Annotated in this window: 18 protein-coding genes; 2 read left to right on the plus strand and 16 right to left on the minus strand. The window is 61.3% G+C overall.

From position 1 onward, the window contains the following. Positions 1-36: 36 nt before the first annotated feature. Positions 37-1,059, minus strand: a complete 1,023-nt coding sequence (locus tag NHH73_07885; GenBank protein ID USX28189.1) for an XdhC family protein — start codon at positions 1,057-1,059, stop codon at positions 37-39. Between the two features lie 43 nt (positions 1,060-1,102). Here NHH73_07885 and NHH73_07890 point away from each other — a divergent pair, with 43 nt between their 5' ends. Further along, the gene (locus NHH73_07890) at positions 1,103-1,240 is read left to right on the plus strand and encodes a hypothetical protein (GenBank protein ID USX28190.1); all 138 of its coding nucleotides are present in this window, start codon (positions 1,103-1,105) and stop codon (positions 1,238-1,240) included. Positions 1,241-1,253: 13 nt separating this feature from the next. Here the strand turns inward: NHH73_07890 and NHH73_07895 are convergent, their stop codons facing one another. The 15 genes from NHH73_07895 to NHH73_07965 form a co-directional block, all read right to left on the minus strand. Further along, positions 1,254-1,655, minus strand: a complete 402-nt coding sequence (locus NHH73_07895; protein USX28191.1) for a hypothetical protein — start codon at positions 1,653-1,655, stop codon at positions 1,254-1,256. A 5-nt stretch (positions 1,656-1,660) separates the two neighbouring features. Beyond that, the gene (locus tag NHH73_07900; GenBank protein ID USX28192.1) at positions 1,661-2,758 is read right to left on the minus strand and encodes a M48 family metalloprotease; all 1,098 of its coding nucleotides are present in this window, start codon (positions 2,756-2,758) and stop codon (positions 1,661-1,663) included. 19 nt (positions 2,759-2,777) lie between these two features. Continuing rightward, entirely contained in the window at positions 2,778-3,227 is a 450-nt protein-coding gene (dut, locus tag NHH73_07905; protein USX28193.1) for a dUTP diphosphatase, read from the minus strand. Between the two features lie 25 nt (positions 3,228-3,252). After that, positions 3,253-4,476: a bifunctional phosphopantothenoylcysteine decarboxylase/phosphopantothenate--cysteine ligase CoaBC gene (gene coaBC, locus NHH73_07910; protein ID USX28194.1), complete on the minus strand. Its 1,224-nt coding sequence runs from the start codon at positions 4,474-4,476 to the stop codon at positions 3,253-3,255. Positions 4,477-4,492: 16 nt separating this feature from the next. Further along, positions 4,493-4,996: a signal peptidase II gene (gene lspA / locus NHH73_07915; protein ID USX28195.1), complete on the minus strand. Its 504-nt coding sequence runs from the start codon at positions 4,994-4,996 to the stop codon at positions 4,493-4,495. Between the two features lie 65 nt (positions 4,997-5,061). Further along, positions 5,062-7,932: an isoleucine--tRNA ligase gene (ileS, locus tag NHH73_07920; protein USX28196.1), complete on the minus strand. Its 2,871-nt coding sequence runs from the start codon at positions 7,930-7,932 to the stop codon at positions 5,062-5,064. 63 nt (positions 7,933-7,995) lie between these two features. Continuing rightward, positions 7,996-9,012, minus strand: a complete 1,017-nt coding sequence (locus NHH73_07925; protein USX28197.1) for a bifunctional riboflavin kinase/FAD synthetase — start codon at positions 9,010-9,012, stop codon at positions 7,996-7,998. A 180-nt stretch (positions 9,013-9,192) separates the two neighbouring features. Then, positions 9,193-10,416: a tetratricopeptide repeat protein gene (locus tag NHH73_07930; protein USX28198.1), complete on the minus strand. Its 1,224-nt coding sequence runs from the start codon at positions 10,414-10,416 to the stop codon at positions 9,193-9,195. A 72-nt stretch (positions 10,417-10,488) separates the two neighbouring features. After that, complete coding sequence (locus NHH73_07935) at positions 10,489-10,920, minus strand: biopolymer transporter ExbD (GenBank protein USX28199.1); 432 nt, start codon at positions 10,918-10,920, stop codon at positions 10,489-10,491. A gap of 57 nt (positions 10,921-10,977) precedes the next feature. Then, entirely contained in the window at positions 10,978-11,406 is a 429-nt protein-coding gene (locus NHH73_07940; protein USX28200.1) for a biopolymer transporter ExbD, read from the minus strand. Positions 11,407-11,412: 6 nt separating this feature from the next. After that, positions 11,413-12,342, minus strand: a complete 930-nt coding sequence (locus NHH73_07945) for a MotA/TolQ/ExbB proton channel family protein (protein ID USX28201.1) — start codon at positions 12,340-12,342, stop codon at positions 11,413-11,415. An 86-nt stretch (positions 12,343-12,428) separates the two neighbouring features. After that, positions 12,429-13,091, minus strand: a complete 663-nt coding sequence (locus NHH73_07950) for an energy transducer TonB (GenBank protein ID USX28202.1) — start codon at positions 13,089-13,091, stop codon at positions 12,429-12,431. A gap of 518 nt (positions 13,092-13,609) precedes the next feature. Beyond that, positions 13,610-15,160: a SpoVR family protein gene (locus NHH73_07955; protein USX28203.1), complete on the minus strand. Its 1,551-nt coding sequence runs from the start codon at positions 15,158-15,160 to the stop codon at positions 13,610-13,612. 36 nt (positions 15,161-15,196) lie between these two features. Further along, on the minus strand, positions 15,197-16,465 hold the full coding sequence (locus NHH73_07960; protein USX28204.1) for a YeaH/YhbH family protein: 1,269 nt from the start codon (positions 16,463-16,465) through the stop codon (positions 15,197-15,199). Positions 16,466-16,538: 73 nt separating this feature from the next. Beyond that, entirely contained in the window at positions 16,539-18,461 is a 1,923-nt protein-coding gene (locus NHH73_07965; protein ID USX28205.1) for a PrkA family serine protein kinase, read from the minus strand. 543 nt (positions 18,462-19,004) lie between these two features. Here NHH73_07965 and NHH73_07970 point away from each other — a divergent pair. After that, positions 19,005-20,018, plus strand: a complete 1,014-nt coding sequence (locus NHH73_07970) for an adenosine deaminase (GenBank protein ID USX28206.1) — start codon at positions 19,005-19,007, stop codon at positions 20,016-20,018. The last annotated feature ends 4 nt before the right edge of the window (positions 20,019-20,022 follow it).

Here is a 20,022-nt window from a genome sequence, read left to right on the forward strand (position 1 = left end):
CGTGTTTCCGTCTTTCCGCTTCTTGCTTTCGAACTTTTACACCGCGCCGTTATCGACCGCGCAGACGGTGTCGCCGGGCGCCACCGGCGAGGCGGCGTGCGGAATCAGCATCGTCGTCGGCACGCCGTTTTTGATTGCCGTCAGCTCGGCCAGAATCGAGATGGCGATCTCCGACGGCGTTTTGCTGCCGATGTACAGGCCGATCGGCCCATGCAGGCGCGCCAGCTGCTCCGGCGTCAGGTCGAATTCGAGCAGCCGTTCGCGGCGCTTGCTGTTGTTCAGGCGCGAGCCGATCGCGCCGACGTAGAACGCGTCCGACTTCAACGCCTCCATCAGCGCCAGGTCGTCCAGCTTGGGATCGTGCGTCAGCGCCACCACGGCGCTGCGGTGGTCCAGCTTCATCGACAGCACGATATCGTCCGGCATGTCGTGCACCAGCTGCACGCCGTCGACCTGCCAGCCGGCGCGGTATTCCTCGCGCGGGTCGCAGACGATGACGTGGTAGTCCATCGCGGTGGCGATTTGCGCCAGGAAGCGCGAGAGTTGTCCGGCGCCGATGATCAGCAGACGCCAGCGCGGTCCGTGCAGGGTGACCATGGCGCGCTCGCTCACCTGCATCTGCGCGCCAGGCGCCGCCTGCGACAGCTCGACGTCGCCGGTCTGCAGATCGAGGCGGCGCTGCACCAGTTCATGCCGTTCCAGCCGCTCCAGCAGTTCTGCCACCCGGCTGCGCTCCGCCAGCGGCTCGATCGACAGTTCGATGGTGCCGCCGCAGGGCAGGCCGAAACGGTGCGCCTCGTCGGCGGTGATGCCGTAGCTGACGATTTCGGGCAAGGTGCGGCTCATGCCTTCGTCGCGCACGCGCGCGATCAGGTCATCCTCGATGCAGCCGCCCGAGACGGAGCCGATCACCGTCCCATCTTCGCAGATGGCCAGCGTGGCGCCGACCGGGCGGGGACTCGAGCCCCAGGTCTTGATGACGGTGATAAGTTCGCAGCGGCGCCCGGAGGCGATCCACGCGGCGCTGGTTTTGAGTACTTCGAGATCGATGCTGTCCATGGATGGAATATACTACGGCTATCCAAAGCTTGCAGGAACTGCCATGACCGACCACAAGGAAGACGACGGCTCACCCAAATTCGGCCGGCTGCTGATCGTGCTGATTATCGCCGTGGTGTTCTGCGGCGCCCTGACCTGGCTGATGGGCACCGTATTCCCGGATTTCCCGAACATCCGCTAAGGCATGCGCGAAGTCAGCGCTTGCACACCTTCGCCAACGCCTTTTCGAACGGGCTGCCCGGCGTCACTTCCTCCGGGCTGAATTTTTCGTAGATATAGTTCTCGACCGGTTCGCCCCTGCCCATCGTCTCGGGATAGAACACTTGCGACAGCATCACCGCCGTGCGGTCCTCGCAGGAATACAGGTGCTGCGCCTTGACCGAGCGGTAAGGCTTGCCCTCGGGCGTCTGCTGCGCCCTGGTATAGGAGTGCAGCGACCACACCTTGCGCGTCTTGTCCTTTTTGACCACCTTGGTGCTATCGATGTAGAAGACGTTGCCCGGCCCCGAGCTGACTTTGCGCCATTGCGCCGCCTGGGCCAGGCCCGATACGGCCATCGACATCAGCAGGACCGCCGCCAGTGCCGGTTTTTTCATGTGGGTCACGGCACCAGCGGCTTCTTGGCCGCCTGCTTGCCCTTGATATCGGCGACGGTTTTGTCGATCGCGGACAGGCGGTAGTTGATGCCGGGGTGGTTGGCGGTGTACCCGTTCAGCACCGAGGCAGGATACTGGCTGGCCAGCCGCTGCCAGAAGGCGCGCGCCTGCGCCGTGCTGTATCCGGCCCGCGCCACCATGTACAGCGACAGCGAATCGGCCGCCGCGTCCAGCTCCTGCGGCATCGGCTTGATGCCGGCACTGCCGATCAGCATCGACAGGTCCGGCCGCACCGCGACCAGATTGTCGATGATGCTGCCGACCGTGTAGGCGGAGCGCGTCTTGGCGGCGTGGCCCAGCACATTGTGGGCGATGTCCTTGGCCAGCACATAGGCGATGGCTTCGTCGGTCTGCGCGAAGTTGACCATGCCGCGTGTGATCATCACGCGCTGGCCGTCCGAGTAGGCGTTGATATTGTCCGAGTTGCCGATGTCGATCTTGAAGGCGCAGGCGCGCGTGACCGGCACCTTGAGCGCCTGGTTGCTGCCATTGCGTTCGACGATCAGGTTGAGCGACTGGTTGTTGGCCACCAGCGGACCCAGTACGCCGGCCGCCTCGGTCTCGGCGTGTTGGCCGGTGGGCAGGCTTTTACCTTCGGCCGCCAGCAGCACGTCGCCCTTGCGCAGGCCCACGCGCGCGGCGCCGCTGCCGGCCAGCACGCTGGCTACTTCCAGCCGGTCGCCGTAGTTCAGCACCGACTGCGCGGCGTCGACGAATTCGCCGGAATACGAGTATTTGTTCTTGGCGGTGAAGCCGAGCAGGTTGCGCGCCTGGTTGCGGCACAGGTCCGCATTGTTGATCAACAGCGGGCCGGCGATGCGGTACAGGCGGTCCTGCAGCGCGACCATCTGTCCCAGCGCCTGGCGCGCGGCCGCCATCTTGGCGGTGACCACCGGCGCGCCTTCGTCGACGGTGCGGGCGACCACCGGACCCGGTTCCGGTTCGGCGGTCCTGGAGTTGAAGGTCGAACAGGCCGACAGCAGCATGGCCGCCGCCAGCAGGGATATAGTGGCGAATTTCTTCGAATTGTGTTGCTGGACCATCCCTAGTCTCCGTGTTTTTTTAGTGTTTTCCGGTGCTTCCAAAACCGCCGGCACCGCGTTCGCTGGTGTCGAATTCTTCGACGACGTTGAAGCCGACTTGCAGGACCGGAACGATGATCAATTGCGCCAGGCGCTCCATCGGGTTCAGGGTGAAGGCGCTGTTGCCCCGGTTCCATGTCGAGATCATCAACTGGCCTTGGTAATCGGAATCGATCAAGCCTACCAGATTCCCCAATACGATGCCGTTCTTGTGGCCCATGCCGCTGCGCGGCAGGATCATGGCGGCGTAGCCCGGATCGGCGACGTGGATCGCCAGGCCGGTCGGAATCAGCACCGTCTGGCCGGCTTCGATGGTGATCGGCGCGTCGATGCAGGCGCGCAGATCGAGGCCGGCCGAACCCGGTGTGGCGTAGGCCGGCAGCTGGTCCTTCATGCGCGGGTCGAGGATTTTGACGTCGATGTTTTTCATGCGTTTGCGTGTGCTCTTATTCAGACTATTTTGCGAACAGCGAGTGCTGCGAGATGCGTTTGGAGATTTCGGAAATCAGCTGGCGCGCCAGGGTCAGTTTGTCGGCGCGCGGCAGGATGGTGTGGCCGTTTTCGTCGAACAGGATAATGGTGTTGTCGTCCTGGCCGAAGGTGTGGTGGCCGATGTTCCCGACCAGCAGGGGTATGCCTTTTTTCTCGCGTTTGTCGGCGCCGAACTGGATCAGGTTTTCCGATTCGGCGGCGAAGCCGACGCAGTACGGATGCCCGGCCAGCGAGGTGCGCGCGGCAACGGTGGCCAGGATGTCCGGATTCTGCTCGAACTTCAGGTCCGGCACCGAGCCGTCCGGATTCTTCTTCAGTTTCTGTTCGCTGGAATTGGACACGCGCCAGTCGGCGACGGCCGCCACGGCGATGAAGATATGCTGGTGGTCGACGTTGGCCAGCACCGCGTCGTGCATCTGCACCGCGCTTTGCACGTTGATGCGCTGCACGCCGAACGGCGCCGGCAGCGCCGTCGGGCCGGACACCAGCACCACTTCGGCGCCGGCTTCGCGCGCCGCGCGCGCCACCGCGTAGCCCATTTTTCCGGACGACAGATTGGTGATGCCGCGCACCGGATCGATCGGCTCGAAGGTCGGGCCGGCGGTGATCAGGATGCGCTTTCCGGCCAGGACTTTCGGCTGGAACGACGCGATCAATTCCTCCAGCAGCTGCGCCGGTTCCAGCATGCGGCCCATGCCCACTTCGCCGCACGCCTGGTCGCCGGCGGCGGGGCCGAAGATGACGATGCCGTCGTCCTCCAGCTGGCGGACGTTTCGCTGGGTGGCGGGGTTTTGCCACATTTCGACGTTCATCGCCGGCGCCACCAGCAGCGGCACGCGGCGCGGGCGCGCCAGGCACATGGTCGACAGCAGGTCGTCGCAGACGCCGTGCGCCAGCTTAACCATAAAGTCGGCCGAGCAGGGCGCGATCAGGATCGCGTCGGCGTCGCGGGTGACGTCGATGTGGGCCATGTTGTTGTCGACGCGCGGGTCCCACTGGCTGCTGAACACCTTGTTGCCCGACAGGGCCTGCATGGTGACGGCGGTGATGAAGTGGGTGGCGGCGTCGGTCATCACCACCTGCACCGAGGCGCCGGCCTTGGTCAACGCGCGGCACAGTTCCGCCGCCTTGTAGCAAGCCACGCCGCCGGACAGGCCGAGGACGATTTTTTTACCGGTCAATTCCATGATGCCGCTCTCCCGCTTATTTGTTCACGCGCCGCAGCTCGTCGAGGATGAACAGCGCGGCGCCGATGCAGATGGCCGCGTCGGCGATGTTAAACGCCGGGAAGTGGCCCCAGCCGGCCAGGTGGAAGTCGAGGAAGTCGACCACGTGGCCGTACAGCAGGCGGTCGATGACGTTGCCGACCGCGCCGCCGAGCACCAGCGACAGCGCCCACGAGAACATGCGTTGGCCACCGTGTTTTTTCAACAGGTAGATGATGTAGGCGGCGGCGGCGATGCCGATGCCGGTGAAGAAATAGCGCTGCCAGCCGCCGGCGCTGTGCAGGAAGCTGAACGCCGCGCCCTTGTTATAGGCCAGCACCAGATTGAAGAACGAGGTGATGAATTTTTCCTCGCCCAGCTGGAAGGTGCGGGTGATGGTGATCTTCGACAGCTGGTCGATCAGCACGATGATGAAAGCGATACCGAGCCAAGGGATCAAACTGGAGGACGACTTGGTCGGGAAGATTTTTTTAGTGGCCATAAAATATCAGAGAGGTTCGTGGCGACGGCGCCGCCGATTTCTTGTGAAAATCGGCGGCCCCAATATTAAGCGAACTTGCGTTTTTCGCCCGCACCAAACAGATTGCTGTGGCAACGGCCGCAGAGCGTCGGATGGTCCGCGTGCGCGCCGACGTCGGCGCGGTAGTGCCAGCAGCGTTCGCACTTCTCGGCCGTGGAGGCGGCCACTTCGACCGCTTCATCGGCTTCGGCTGCCACTTCGACGGCTTGCGCCAACGACGTGATGAAGACGAATTTGAGGTCGTCCTCCAGGCTGGCCAGCAGCTTGTACTTGTCGCCGGCGGCCTTGATGGTCAGCTCCGCCTGCAGCGACGAGCCGATCGCGCCCGAGGTGCGCAGGTCTTCGAGCTGCTTGGTCACGTCGGTGCGCACCGCGCGCAGGGTGTTGTACTTGGCCAGCAGCGCGTCGGCGTCGGCCGGTGCCGGCAGCTGCCACCAGGTTTGCGTGAAGATGGTTTCGTCGCTGGCCTTGAACGCTTCCTCGCCGGCGAAAATGGCCCATGCCTCTTCGGCGGTGAACGACAGCGCCGGCGCCATCACGCGCAGCAGGCTTTGCGTGATGTGCCACAGCGCCGTCTGCGCCGAGCGGCGCGCGTGCGAGCCGACGGCCGACGTGTACAGGCGGTCCTTGAGGATGTCGAGGTAGAAGCCGCCCAGGTCCTCGGAGCAGTAGTTCTGCAGCTTGGAGTAAACCGGCTGGAACTCGTACTGTTCGTAGTGGGCTTCCATCTCCTTTTGCAGCGCGGCCATGTTGGCGATCGCGTAGCGGTCGATTTCCAGCAGCTCGGCCACCGGCACGGCGTCGCGCGCGTGGTCGAAGTCCGAGATGTTCGCCAGCAGGAAGCGCAGCGTGTTGCGGATGCGGCGATAGGCTTCGGTCACGCGCTTGAGGATCTCGTCGGAGATCGACAGCTCGCCGGTGTAGTCGGTCGAGGCGATCCACAGGCGCAGGATGTCGGCGCCGAGCGTGTCGGAGATTTTCTGCGGCGCCAGCGTGTTCCCCAGCGACTTGGACATTTTCTTGCCCTCGCCGTCGACGGTGAAGCCGTGCGTCAAGAGGGCTTTGTACGGCGGCGCCCCGTTCAGCATCGACGATGTCAGCAGCGACGAGTGGAACCAGCCGCGGTGCTGGTCCGAACCTTCCAGATACAGGTCGGCGGGGAAGGCCGACTGCTCCTTGTGCGAGCCGCGCAGCACGGTCTGGTGGGTGGTGCCGGAATCGAACCAGACGTCGAGCGTGTCCTTGTTCTTGGCGTAGGCGGCCGCTTCGTCGCCGATCAGGTCTTTCAGGTCGAGCGCCAGCCAGGCGTCGATGCCGCCTTTTTCTATCAGCTGCGCCACTTGTTCGAGCAGCTCGGGCGTGCGCGGATGCAGCGCGCCGGTTTCCTTGTGCACCACGAAGGCCATCGGCACGCCCCACTGGCGTTGGCGCGACAGGGTCCAGTCGGGACGGTTGGCGATCATGCCGTGCAGGCGCGCCTGGCCCCAGTCCGGGAAGAACTTGGTCTCGGCGATGCCTTTGAGCGCGGTTTCGCGCAGCGAGGCGCCGCCGTCGTTCGGCTTGATGTCCATGCCGGCGAACCATTGCGAGGTGGCGCGGTAGATGATGGGCGACTTGTGGCGCCAGCAGTGCATGTAGCTGTGGTCGAACATCTTGACCTCGAACAGCGCGCCGGCCTCGCGCAGCGCGTTGCAGATCGGCTTGGACGCTTCCCAGATGGTCATGCCGCCGAACAGTGGCAGGGTCGAGACGAATTTACCGTCGCCCATGACCGGCGTCAGGATCTGGTCGTCCTTCATGCCGTGCGCCTTGCAGGAAATGAAGTCGTCCAGGCCATAAGCGGGCGCGGAATGGACCACGCCGGTGCCGCTCTCGGTGGTCACATAGTCGGCCAAATACATCGGCGAGAGGCGGTTGTAGAAGGTGTCGGCCCCGTGCAGCGGATGCAGGAAGCTGATGCCGGCCAGGTCCTCGCCCTTGCAGGTGGCGATGGTGACGCCTTCGAGCTTGAAGCGCGCCAGCGACGATTCGACCAGGTCCTGCGCCAGGATCAGCAGCAGCGGCTGGCCGTCGCGCGCGGTTTGCACCAGCGCGTAGGTGACCTCCGGATTGACGTTGAGCGCCTGGTTGGACGGGATGGTCCACGGCGTGGTGGTCCAGATGACGATATAGCCTTCGTGGGTGGGCAGCTGGACCAGGTCAAAGGCGCTGGCGAGCTTGTCGAACTCGGCGAACTTGAAGCCGACATCGATGGCCGGGTCGCGCTTGTCCTGGTATTCCACCTCGGCCTCGGCCAGGGCGGACTGGCAATCGAAGCACCAGTTGACCGGCTTCAGGCCGCGGTAGACGTAGCCCTTGTCGAGCATCTTGCCGAGGGCGCGCAGTTCGTCGGCCTCGTTCGAGAAGTTCATCGTCAGGTAGGGATTGTTCCACTCACCCAATACGCCCAGGCGGATGAAGTCCTTGCGCTGGCGGTCGACCTGTTCCAGCGCGTAGGCGCGGGCCTTGGTCAGCACATCGGCGGTCGGCAGGTTTTTGCCGTACAGTTTTTCGATCTGGATTTCGATCGGCATGCCGTGGCAATCCCAGCCCGGCACGTAGGGCGCGTCGAAACCGGCCAGCGAGCGCGATTTGACCACCATGTCCTTGAGGATCTTGTTGACGGCGTGGCCGAGGTGGATGTCGCCGTTGGCGTACGGCGGACCATCATGCAGGATGAATTTCGGACGGCCGGCGGCGGCCTTGCGCACGCGCTCGTAGATCTTCTTATCCTGCCATTGCTGCACCCAGCCCGGTTCGCGCTTGGCCATGTCGCCGCGCATCGGGAACGGGGTTTCGGTCATGTTGACCGGGTATTTGCTTTCAGGCTTCTTCGGGGCTTTGCTTTTATCGGACATGTTTTTTCTTCAGTGATGTATGCGGGAATTCTGTGTAGCCGGCGCGCGTAGCTGGTCGCGCGTTCAAATTCGGTCGGTGGCGTTGGTCGCGCTAATGAGGCCGCCCGTGGCGGCGGCCGTGGCGCCGGTCCTGGTACCGTCGCGCTGCGCGAAGTACGCGCGGGCGATGTCGGCGTCGCGGTGGATGGCGGCGGTCAGGGTCGGCAGGTCGACGTATTTTTCCTCGTCGCGGATCTTTTGCAGGAATTCGACGCGCACCTGCTTGCCGTAGCAGCCCTGGTTGAAGTCGAACACGTGCACTTCCAGCAATACGCGGCCGCTGTCGTCGACGGTCGGGCGCACGCCCAGGCTGGCGACGGCGGCCAGCGGGTGCTCGGCCAGGCCGTGCACCTGGACGATGAAGATGCCCGACAGCGCGGGCCGGTGCGGCACGCGCAGGTTCAGCGTGGGGAAGCCCAGGGTGCGGCCCAATTTCTGGCCGTGGATGACGTGGCCGGAGATGGCGTACGGATGGCCCAGCAGCGCCTCTGCGTGGCCGAAGTCGCCTTCTGCGAGCGCCGCGCGCACGGCCGACGACGAGATGCGCGTGGTGCCGTTCATCACCGTCGGCAGGGTCTCGACATGGAAACCGTATTGCTTACCCGCCTCCAGCAGCATTTGCACGTTGCCGGCGCGGCGCGCGCCGTAACAAAAGTCGTCGCCGACCATCAGCCATTTGACGTGCAAGCCCTCGACCAGCACCTTTTCGGTGAATTCCTCCGGCGTGAGGGCGGCGAACGGCGCCGAGAAGTGCTCGACGATGACGCGGTCGATGCCGTTGTCGGACAGCGATTGCAGCTTGTCGCGCAGGTTGGCGATGCGCGGCGGCGCCTTGGACGGATCGCCGGCCTTGTTGGCGAAAAATTCGCGCGGATGCGGTTCGAAGGTCATCACCGCCGCTTCCAGGCCGAGGCCGGTGGCGGCGGCGCGCACGCGGGCCAGCAATGCCTGGTGGCCGAGGTGGACACCGTCAAAGTTGCCGATCGTAAGCGCGCACGGCGCGCGCGCCGCTGCGTTGGGGAGACCTCGAAATACCTTCATGGGAATCTGGGGAAACTGTCGCTAAATGGAGGATTATACGGTTTGTTTCGGGGATGCACATCCGCAAAGGGTATGGGCGGGGCGGGAAGGAGGCTTTTTGCCCGATTTTGGGCCATTGAAATGGAAAAAAGCGCCGCCTGCCGGAGCAGACAGCGCTTTCAGGAACCCAACGCAGCCGGATTACGCGGCTTTGTTCAGGCCCAGGGTCCAGTAGCGGGCCAGGTCGGCGGTGCCGTCCGTGCCTTTGACCGATTTCAGCGTCGCCACGGCGGCCGATTTCTTGCCGGCGACCGATTGCGCGATACCGTAGTGCAGCTTGATCGCTTCCGGATTGCGGCCGGTGCCCAACTTGACGGCTTGGTCCATCAGCGCCAGGCCCTTGTCGGCCTTGCCGGCGGAAACCAGCGCGTAGCCCATGTTGGCCAGCGCGTCGGCGTCCTTGTTCTTGACGGCTTCGGCTTCTTCGGCGGCTTGCTTGGCGTCGAAGTCGGCCTGGGTCTTGGCGGCCAGGTCTTTCAGACGCTGGTGGCGGGCGGCGTCGGAACCGGTGCCCAGCGCGCCTTTTTTGTAGCCTTCGTTGATGATCTTGATCGCTTCGGCAGGGTTACCCGCTTGCAGCGCCAATTGGCTCATTTCCATGTATTCCGACGGCTTGGTCAGCAGGCCGTTGGCCAGGCGCAGGCGCAGCACGTCCAGCGACAGGGTCGGCGAGAAGCCAGGCTTGGCTTGCACGCGTTGCAGCAGGTCGGCCCAGGTCTGTGGCTTCGGATAGCTGGCGGCCATGCGTTCCAGGGTCTGCACGTAGCCGGCCTTGTCGTTTTGCTTGAGCTGGATGTTGGCCAGCATGCCCAGCTGGGCTTCGTTCAGGTTCTTGCTCGCTTGCAGTTCCTTGGCGGCCTCGGGGTACTTGCCGCTGATGTAGTAGGTCTGGATCAGCAGTTCGTGCATGGCGCCGTCGTTCGGATTGTCCTTGAGCGCGCGCTGGATCCAGGTGATCGCTTTCGGATAGTCCTTGATGCGGTAGTAGATACCGGCCAGGGCCTGGGTGAATTTCGGTTGTTCGGCGGCCGACAGCTTGCCCGAGTTGATCACGCTCTCAAAGGCGCGCGCGGCGGTGTCGTAGTCGCCGGCGGAGGCGGCGGCCGAGGCGCGGGTGCGTTCGATCAGATAGGTTTCGTTGGCGCTCTTGTTGCCGACGGAGTCGGTTTCCTTCAGTTTTGCTACTGCTTCTTTGTTCTTTCCTGCCGCAGCCAGTTTCTGTGCTTCCTGCAATGGTTTGCCGATTTCAGCGCGCACCGCTTCGGCAGCGTAGGCGACCGACGAAAAACCTGCAATAGGAGCTGCTGCTGTAAAACCAATAGCGGCCATTACCAGGCCGAGATGAGCGAGACGAAACTTGGTCATGGGTAAGTTTTCTTTCTTCAAAATGCGAAATAGGCAGGAATGGTCCTGCCTATCGTTGAACATAGAACAAATTTATTGGAACTGTTCGTTACCGACCAGGCCAATTTTAGTGACGCCGAGACGTTGGGCTGCAGCCATGACACCGGCGACGGCCTTGTACTCGACCAGCTTGTTCGGACGCAGATGCACTTCCGGCTGATCGGCCTGGGCCGCGACCTCGGTCAGTTTCGCTTCGAGGGAGGCGCGGTCGGGAACGACGTTGTTATCCCACAGAATCGTACCGTCGAAGTCAACGTCGATCGTGATGACCACTGGGTCCTTGGTCGGTGGCGGCGGGGTGCCGACCGGCATGTTCAAGTTGACCGAGTGGTTGGCCTTCGGAATCGTAATGATCATCATGATAATGAGCACCAACATCACGTCGATGAGGGGCGTCATATTCATTTCCATCATTGGTTCCGGATCCGCGCCGGCGGACGCTGGAGAGCCGACATTCATACTCATGATGTTTCCTTTTAAGAAGGGCAGGCCGTGTTCCGGCCTGCGGTGCGCTAACGGGGATTAACCCTTATCAGGCGGTTCGGTGATGAAGCCGACCTTCTGGATACCAGCGCGCTGGGTCGTGAAAATAACGCGGCCGATCGATTCGTAGCGTGTTTCTTGGTCGCCACGAACGTGTACTTCCGGCTGCGGCAATTTCACCGCTTCCACCTTCAGATTGTCGAACAGCTCATTGGCGTCGCGCATCTTCTTCTGGTTCCAGTAGATGTCGCCATCCTTGCTCACAACGATGTTGACATCTTCCGGCTTAGTCTGAATGACCTGGTTGGTTTCTTCTGGCAGCTTGATCTTGATCAGCTTCAGAACAACCGGGCTCGTGATCAGGAAGATAATCAGCAGAACCAACATGATGTCCACGAGGGGCGTCGTGTTGATTTCCGACATGACTTGATCTTCGTCTCCGCTATCGGAGCCTACGGACATCGACATGATTAATTATCCAATCTTTTTAGCGCCAGCCAGACGGCCGGCTTCGCTGGTGGACATGGCGCCCGAGATCAGTACCGAGTGTACGTCGGCCGAGAACGAACGGACATCTTCCATCGCAGCTTTGTTACGACGCACCAGCCAGTTGTAACCCAGAACGGCTGGAACGGCGACGAACAGACCGAAGGCGGTCATGATCAGCGCTTCACCGACCGGACCTGCAACCTTGTCGATCGATGCGTTACCCGACATGCCGATGGCGATCAGCGCATTGTAAATACCCCAAACGGTACCGAACAGACCGATGAACGGCGAGGTCGAACCAACGGTTGCCAGGAACGACAGGCCGTCTTGCAGACGCGATTGCACTTTGTCGACAGCGCGCTGGATCGACATCGTCACCCAGGTCGACAGGTCGATTTGTTCCAGCAGGGCGCCGTCGTGGTGCACGGTGGCCTTGGTGCCGGTCTCGGCGATGAAGCGGAATGGCGAGCCTTCTTTCAGGGCAGCCGAACCAGCAGCGATCGACGATGCTTTCCAGAATTTAGCCGAGGTTTCTTTCGACTGTTTGAAGATCTTGGCCTGGTCGATCAGCTTGGTGATGATGATGTACCACGAACCCATCGACATGATCGACAGGATGATCAGGGTGCCGCGCGAAACGAAACCTGCATCCCACACTGCCTTGAAGCCGTATGGATTTTCCACTTCTTCATGGCCGCCGGCGGCTTTTGCTGGAGCTGCGTCTGCTGCTGGCGCAGCAGCGGCATCGGCTGCCGGTGCTGGTGCTGCTGCCGCATCCGCTGGAGCGGCTGCTGGAGCCGAAGCTGCCGAGGCTGGCGCGTCAGCGAAAGCTGGGGCGCTTACCAGGGCGGTGGCTGCGGTCACGGAAAACAGCACAGCGGCCAGTACAGCGGACAAACGGGTATTCTTAAACATGCTTCCTCCAAATTGATAAAATAATCAGATCGCTGAATGTATGACAACGAAACTTACTAAGTGAGACGTCACAGCTGTCTCGGTTTTTACTCCAGCGTCCAGACGTATTGCATCTGCATCCACGCTTCCGTCGGTTTCCCGTCGGTCAGACCCGGTTTGAAACGGCATTTGCTGATGCCGTTGACCGCAGCCTTGTCCAGATCCCTAAAGCCACTCGACTTGACGACTTTGGAGTCGGCAACGCGGCCATCGGCAGCAATCAGGAACGACAACGTCACCGTTCCCGTTTCTTCGTTACGCAGCGACGACTTCGGCCATTCCGGCTTGGCGCAAGTGCTGAAGTCGGCGACCGCGGCAACGTTGACAGCCTTGGCCGGACCAGGGGTTGGCGGCGCTGTTGGTGCTGGCGGCGCTTTCTGGATCTCGGTCGTTGGCGGCTTCACGTTGGTCGCGTTGGCGATCACGTTCTGCTGCGGCGGCGGCTGCTGCACGTTCACCTCGACTGGCGGGATGAATGGTGGCGGGGGAGCCTTCATCTCTGGCGGAGGTGGCGGTGGTGGGAGTTCCTTGGGTGGAGGAGGTGCTACTTCCTCGATGATCTTTGTCTCCACTGGGGCGACCATCTTTGCCACCAGGCGGGTTCCCAGGCCCGTTATGATTCCATAAGCAACCAGGACGTGCAACAAAACGACAATGGTAATGCCTGTAAAGTTCTTCCCGGTGCTTTTCTCGTTGTGCGTGAAATTCATGCCTGCTTTCTCCAATACCAACTCTTTTTGTTGCTACTAAACCCCAAAATGGCGACATAAAACAACAGCCGCATCCGGGACGTCGGCGAATTATACATACGAATTCTTGATTTTACATAGAATTTTCATCCCTAAAACCGGTTAAATTTCATAGGGTTTTCCTATGTGATAGCGCTCACTTTGCACCAAATTGGTTCGCCGGGCAAGCGTGCACGGCGCAGAAATGGGGCATGGCGGGCTACCACGTTACTTAGTTTTCCCTTAAGCCCATTCACGGAATATTATCAGCGTAATTTTACTACCAACAGTTGATAATTTGGCCGTGAATGTTTCGTTCATGAAATTATTGCGGGAGGTAATTTATCAAAAAGCGCGAAAACCTGTTGACTTCCCGCCCGCGTCATGCATTCACCAAAAAAAACCGGGGCCAGAGCACCGCCCCTGACCCCGACGTAGACCTTGCAAGAGCCGTGCCTGACACCGCACCGCCGCCCGCGAGAGCACTATATATATGTTGGTCAACTTCCCCGGGCACGTTTCTCCCGTTTGACCTCCATCGTGCTGACCACTTCGCCGTTCGGCGCCACCGTTTCCAGGTGGACGTCGAAGCCCCACAGGCGGGCCACATGCTTGAGCACCTCGCCGGCCTGCTGGTTCAATGGACGGCGCTGGAACTGCGTGTGGCGCAAGGTGAGGGCCCGGTCGTCGCGGGTGTTCACGGACCAGACCTGGATGTTGGGCTCACGATTGCCAAGATTATATTGTTCTGCAAGTTGCTGGCGCACGTAACGATAGCCGAGGTCGTCATGGATGGCGGAGATCGCCAGCTTCTCGTTGTTATCGTCGTCGAGCACGGCAAAGAAGTGGAACTCGCGTATCAGTTTGGGCGACAGGTACTGGGCGATGAAGCTCTCGTCCTTGAAGTTGCGCATCGCGAAGTCGAGGGTCTTGCGCCAGTCGCTGCCGGCGATGTCGGGGAACCATTCGCGGTCCTCGGCGGTCGGGTTCTCGCAGATGCGGCGGATGTCGGTCATCATCGCGAAGCCGAGCGCGTACGGGTTGATGCCGCTGTAATAGGGGCTGTTCACGGGCGGCTGGTAGACCACGTTGGTATGGCTTTTGAGGAACTCCATCATGAAGCCGTCGCCGATCACGCCCTCGTCGTACAACTGGTTGAGGATGGTGTAGTGCCAGAACGTGGCCCAGCCCTCGTTCATCACCTGGGTCTGGCGCTGCGGGTAGAAGTACTGGCTGATCTTGCGCACGATGCGCACCATTTCGCGCTGCCACGGCTCCAGCAATGGCGCGTACTTCTCGATGAAGTACAGCAGGTTTTCCTCGGGCTCGGGCGGGAAGCGCGGCGCGGCCTTTTCGGCCTCTTCCTCCTCGCGGCGCGGCAGGGTGCGCCACAGGTCGTTGATCTGCGATTGCACGTAGGCCTCGCGTTCCTTCTGCCGCGCCCGTTCTTCCATCATCGACAGCTTGGCCGGGCGCTTGTAGCGGTCGACGCCGTAGTTCTGGATCGCGTGGCAGGAGTCGAGCAGCAGTTCGACCGCGTCGATGCCGTGGCGCTGCTCGCACTCGGCGATGTAGTTCTTCGCGAACACCATGTAGTCGACGATGGCTTCGGCATCGGTCCAGGTGCGGAACAGGTAATTGCCCTTGAAGAAGGAGTTGTGGCCGTAGGCCGCGTGCGCGATCACCAGCGCCTGCATGGTCAGGCTGTTCTCCTCCATTAAATAGGCGATGCAGGGATCTGAGTTGATGACGATCTCGTACGCCAGGCCCATCTGGCCGCGCTTGTAGCCTTTCTCGGTCGACAGGAAATGCTTGCCGAACGACCAGTGGTTGTACGACACCGGCATGCCGACCGACGTGTAGGCGTCCATCATCTGCTCGGCGGTGATGATTTCAAGCTGGTTCGGATAGGTGTCGAGGCCGAAGTTCTCGGCGACCCGGCGGATTTCCTGGTGGGCTTGCTCGATCAGTTCGAACGTCCATTCGGACTGCTCGGGCAGGGCGCGCGGATGGCGCGGCTTGGGGGAGGGAGGGTGCGTCATGTCGTTCATGGGGCGCTCGCTAGGTGGGCGGCCGGGCGCGGCCGCCTATTTCGGCTGTTTCTTGAACAGTTCGCGGAACACCGGATAAATATCGGCCGGCGTGACTATTTTCTGCATGGCGAAGTTGGCGTGGTGGTCCGGGACCTGTGAATATTGCTCCCACAGGTTTTGCGGCGGGCCGTCGGTGATTTCGACATAGGTGTAGTACTGCACCTTGGGCATGATGGTGTTGATCAGCATCTGGCGGCACAGCACCGAGTCGTTGTCCCAGTTGTCGCCGTCCGAGGCCTGCGCCACGTAGCTGTTCCAGCTGCCGGCGCCGTAGCGTTCCTCGATGATCTTGTCGAGCAGGTGCAGCGCCGACGACACCACCGTGCCGCCTGACTCGCGCGAGTGGAAGAATTCCTCCTCGTCCACTTCGGCCGCGGCCGTGTGGTGGCGAATGAAGACCACCTCGATCTTGTCGTAGACGCGCTTGAGGAACAGGTACAACAGGATGAAGAAGCGCTTGGCCGTGTCCTTGCGGGTCTCGTCCATCGAACCGGAGACGTCCATGATGCAGAACATCACCGCCTGCGTCATCGGCTTGGGCACCTTGATGCGGTTGCTGTAGCGCAGGTCGAACGGATCGATGAAGGGGATGGCCAGCAGCCGCGTGTGCAGGTGGTGAATCAGTTTCTTGAGTTCGACCACGTGCGGGGCGTCGAGCGGCTCGCCGTCGAGCAGCAGTTGTTCGAGCTCGGCCTCGGCTTCCTCGAGCCGCTTGCGCGAGTTGCCGCCGACGGCGATGCGCCGGCCCAGCGCGCCGCGCAACGAGCGCAGCACGTGGATGTTGGACGGCGTGCCCGACATGTTGTAGCCGGCGCGCTGGTTCTTGAATTCGGTCGTCGCGGTCAGCTGCGTCTTGACCATGTGCGGCAGTTCCAGGTCCTCGAAGAAATAGTTCATGAACTCTTCGCGCGACAGCTCGAAGATGAAGTCATCTTCGGTCATCTGGTCGCTATTGCCCGCCTTGCCGCGGCCGGACCCGCCGCCGCCCTTGGGCCGGTTGATGAGGTCGCCCTTGAGGTATTCCTGGTTGCCCGGGTTGATGGTTTCCCACACGCCGCCATGGGCGTGTCCGAAGGATGGCTCGCCCACGTCCTTGACGGGGATCGAGACTTTTTCGCCGTTTTCAATATCGGTGATGGAGCGGCCCTTGATGGCCCGTCCCACCGCGTCCTTGATCTGCGACTTGTAGCGCCGCAAGAAGCGCTCGCGGTTGACCGCGGATTTGTTCTTGCCCTGCAAACGTCGATCGATGAGGTAAGTCAAAAGAAGCCTCCTGCTGCGATGGGTCGGCGCCGCGCCGGCCGCCGCCGTGGCGGCGCGGCTGCGGCAATACTGCTTAAGAGGACTTCCTAACGCGCAAATACCATTCGCACAGCAAGCGGACCTGTTTGGCCGTATAGCCTTTTTCCACCATGCGCGCGACAAAGTCGGCGTGCTTGTTGGCGTCCTCGGCGCTGGCCTTGGCGTTAAAGGAAATCACCGGCAGCAGTTCCTCCGTATTGGAGAACATCTTCTTCTCGATCACCGTGCGGAATTTCTCATAACTGGTCCAAGCGGGATTCTTGCCGCCATTATTGGCGCGCGCCCGCAGGCCGAAGTTGACGATCTCGTTGCGGAAATCCTTCGGGTTGGAAATTCCGGCCGGCTTCTCGATCTTCTCCAGCTCGTTGTTGAGCGACTCGCGGTCGAAACTTTCGCCGGTGTCCGGATCGCGGTATTCCTGGTCCTGGATCCAGAAGTCGGCGAACGTGACGTAGCGGTCGAAGATGTTCTGGCCGTACTCGGAATAGCTTTCGAGATACGCGGTCTGGATTTCCTTGCCGATGAACTCGACATACTTCTGCGCCAGGTGCTCTTTAATGTACGAGAAGTATTTCTGCTCGGTCTCGGGCGGGAACTGCTCGCGCTCGACCTGCTGCTCCAGCACATATAAGAGGTGGACCGGATTGGCCGCCACTTCGGTGTTGTCGAAGTTGAAGACCTTCGACAGGATCTTGAACGCGAAGCGCGTCGACAGCCCGTTCATGCCCTCGTCGACGCCGGCGTAGTCGACGTACTCGTGCATGGACTTGGCCTTCGGATCGGTGTCCTTGAGGTTTTCGCCATCGTAGACCAGCATCTTGCTGAAGATACTCGAGTTCTCCGGGTCCTTCAGGCGCGACAGGATCGCGAACTGCGCCATCATCTTCAGGGTGCCGGGCGCGCACGGGGCCTGGTACAGCGACGAGTTGGCCACGAGCTTGTCGTAGATCTTGATCTCGTCGGTCACGCGCAGGCAGTACGGCACTTTGACGATGTAGATACGGTCGAGGAAAGCTTCGTTGTTGCGGTTGTTGCGGAAGGTTTTCCATTCCGACTCGTTCGAGTGGGCCAGGATGATGCCGTCGAACGGGATGGCGCCAAAGCCCTCGGTGCCCTTGTAGTTGCCTTCCTGCGTGGCCGTCAACAGCGGGTGCAAGACCTTGATCGGCGCCTTGAACATCTCGACGAATTCCATCAAGCCCTGGTTGGCCAGGCACAGGCCGCCCGAGTAGCTGTAGGCGTCCGGATCGTCCTGCGAGTAATCCTCGAGCTTGCGGATGTCGACCTTGCCGACCAGCGAGGAGATGTCCTGGTTGTTCTCGTCGCCCGGCTCGGTTTTGGAAATGGCGACCTGTTTCAGCACCGAAGGGTAGCGCTTGACCACGCGGAACTGGTTGATGTCGCCGTTGAATTCGTGCAGGCGCTTGACGGCCCACGGACTGGGGATGTTGCGCAGGTAGCGGCGCGGGATGCCGAAGTCTTCTTCGAGGATGGCGCCGTCCTCCTGTTCGTTGAACAGGCCCAGCGGCGATTCGTTGACGGGCGAACCTTTGAGGCAATAAAAAGGCACGTGTTCCATCAGCGACTTGAGCTTTTCGGCAATCGACGATTTGCCGCCGCCAACCGGACCCAGCAGATACAGGATCTGCTTGCGTTCCTCGAGGCCTTGCGCGGCATGGCGGAAGTAGGAGACCACTTGCTCGATCACTTCCTCGGTGCCGTAGAACTCGCGGAACGCCGGATAGATCTTGATGACCTTGTTGGCAAAGATGCGGGACAGCCGGGTATCGTTGCGGGTGTCGACCAGGGTTGGTTCGCCGATGGCGGCCAACATGCGCTCGGGGGCGCTCGCGTAAGTGAGTCGATCTTTTTTGCAGAGTTCGAGATATTCCTTCATGGACATCTCTTCTTCCTTGGTCCGTTCGTACCGTGCTGCGTAGTTGTCAAAAATGGTCATTTGGGTGTCCTTTAATGTAAGCCTACTAGTCACGGGTCACCGGCAGTTGCGGCTGCCCTGGCCCTAAATTGTGTGTTTCCTTTCGATCTTATTTTTCTTGTGTCCAGCTTCCCTTGATGGCACGGATTGCCCGTGTCCTTGAGCTGGCTTTATTGCCGCTGGCTGCATGCCGGTGGACGGCTTTTATGTGTTGGTCGTAATGCTTCTTACGTCTATGAAATTTATTATTGCTCTATTGCTGCAGGAAGTCAAAAGATATGTCGTAATATCGTTAATACTCTTTCGTAACTTGATGATTTTAAAGAATATTATGGCGAGATTTTCGAGATTTCCCGTGAGTCTTATGGCATTTTTTTAGCTCGTTTTTACCACACTAATGCCACAGTATCATGCCTGTGCGCGCCGTGCTGATCGCGCCTCATAATAGATAAATTTTGCCGCAAGTCGGCGCCCGCTGTCGCACCGCGCGAACGGCCGCGATGAGCCCGAAGCCGGGATAAGATAAGATGTTCAGCTAACGTCACCCGTATCAGGAAAAAGAACATGTTGAACCCACAATTGCGCGCCGTCCTCGAGGGCATGCCGAAGGCCGAACTGCACATCCACATCGAAGGCTCGCTGGAGCCGGAGCTGATCTTCGCGCTGGCGCGGCGCAACAATGTCAGCCTGCCATACGCGTCGGTCGAGGACTTGCGCGCCGCCTATGCCTTCACCGATCTGCAATCGTTCCTCGATATTTACTACGCGGGCGCCAGCGTGCTGTTGCAGGAGCAGGACTTCTACGACATGACGGCCGCCTATCTGCAGCGCGCCGAAGCCGACAATGTGCGCCACACCGAGATCTTCTTCGATCCGCAGACGCACACCGCGCGCGGCGTGCCGATCAAGACCGTCATCGATGGCATCCACCGCGCCTGCCAGGACAGCCCGGTCAGCGCCACCCTGATCCTGAGCTTCCTGCGCCACCTGTCGGAGGAGGACGCCTTCGCCACCCTGGAAGAGGCGCTGCCGTACCGCGACAAATACATGGGCATCGGCCTCGACTCATCCGAGCTCGGCAATCCGCCGGAGAAATTCGCCCGCGTGTTCGCGCGCTGCAAGGAACTCGGTTTCCGGCTGGTTGCCCATGCCGGCGAGGAAGGTCCGCCGGCGTACATCGAAACGGCGCTCGACGTGCTCAAGGTCGAGCGCATCGACCATGGCGTGCGCTGCCTCGACGACGCCGCGCTGACGCAGCGCCTGGCGCGCGAGCAGATCGCGCTGACGGTGTGTCCGTTGTCGAACGTGAAGCTGTGCGTGTTCCAGCACATGGGCCAGCACAACCTGCTCGAACTGCTCGACGCCGGCATCGTGGCGACCGTCAACTCCGACGATCCGGCCTATTTCGGCGGCTATATGAACGACAACTTCATCGCCACCTTCGAAGCCTTGCCGCTGGGCCTGTCGCACGCGCAGCGGCTGGCGCGCAACGGCTTTGCCGCCGCCTTCCTGCCGCCGGCCGAGAAACAGAAGTTCCTGGACGAAGTGGATGCCTACTTCGCCGCAGCAGCTGTATAAGTAC

This window comes from Oxalobacteraceae bacterium OTU3CINTB1 (genome assembly GCA_024123955.1).
Taxonomy (GTDB): Bacteria; Pseudomonadota; Gammaproteobacteria; order Burkholderiales; family Burkholderiaceae_D; genus Rugamonas.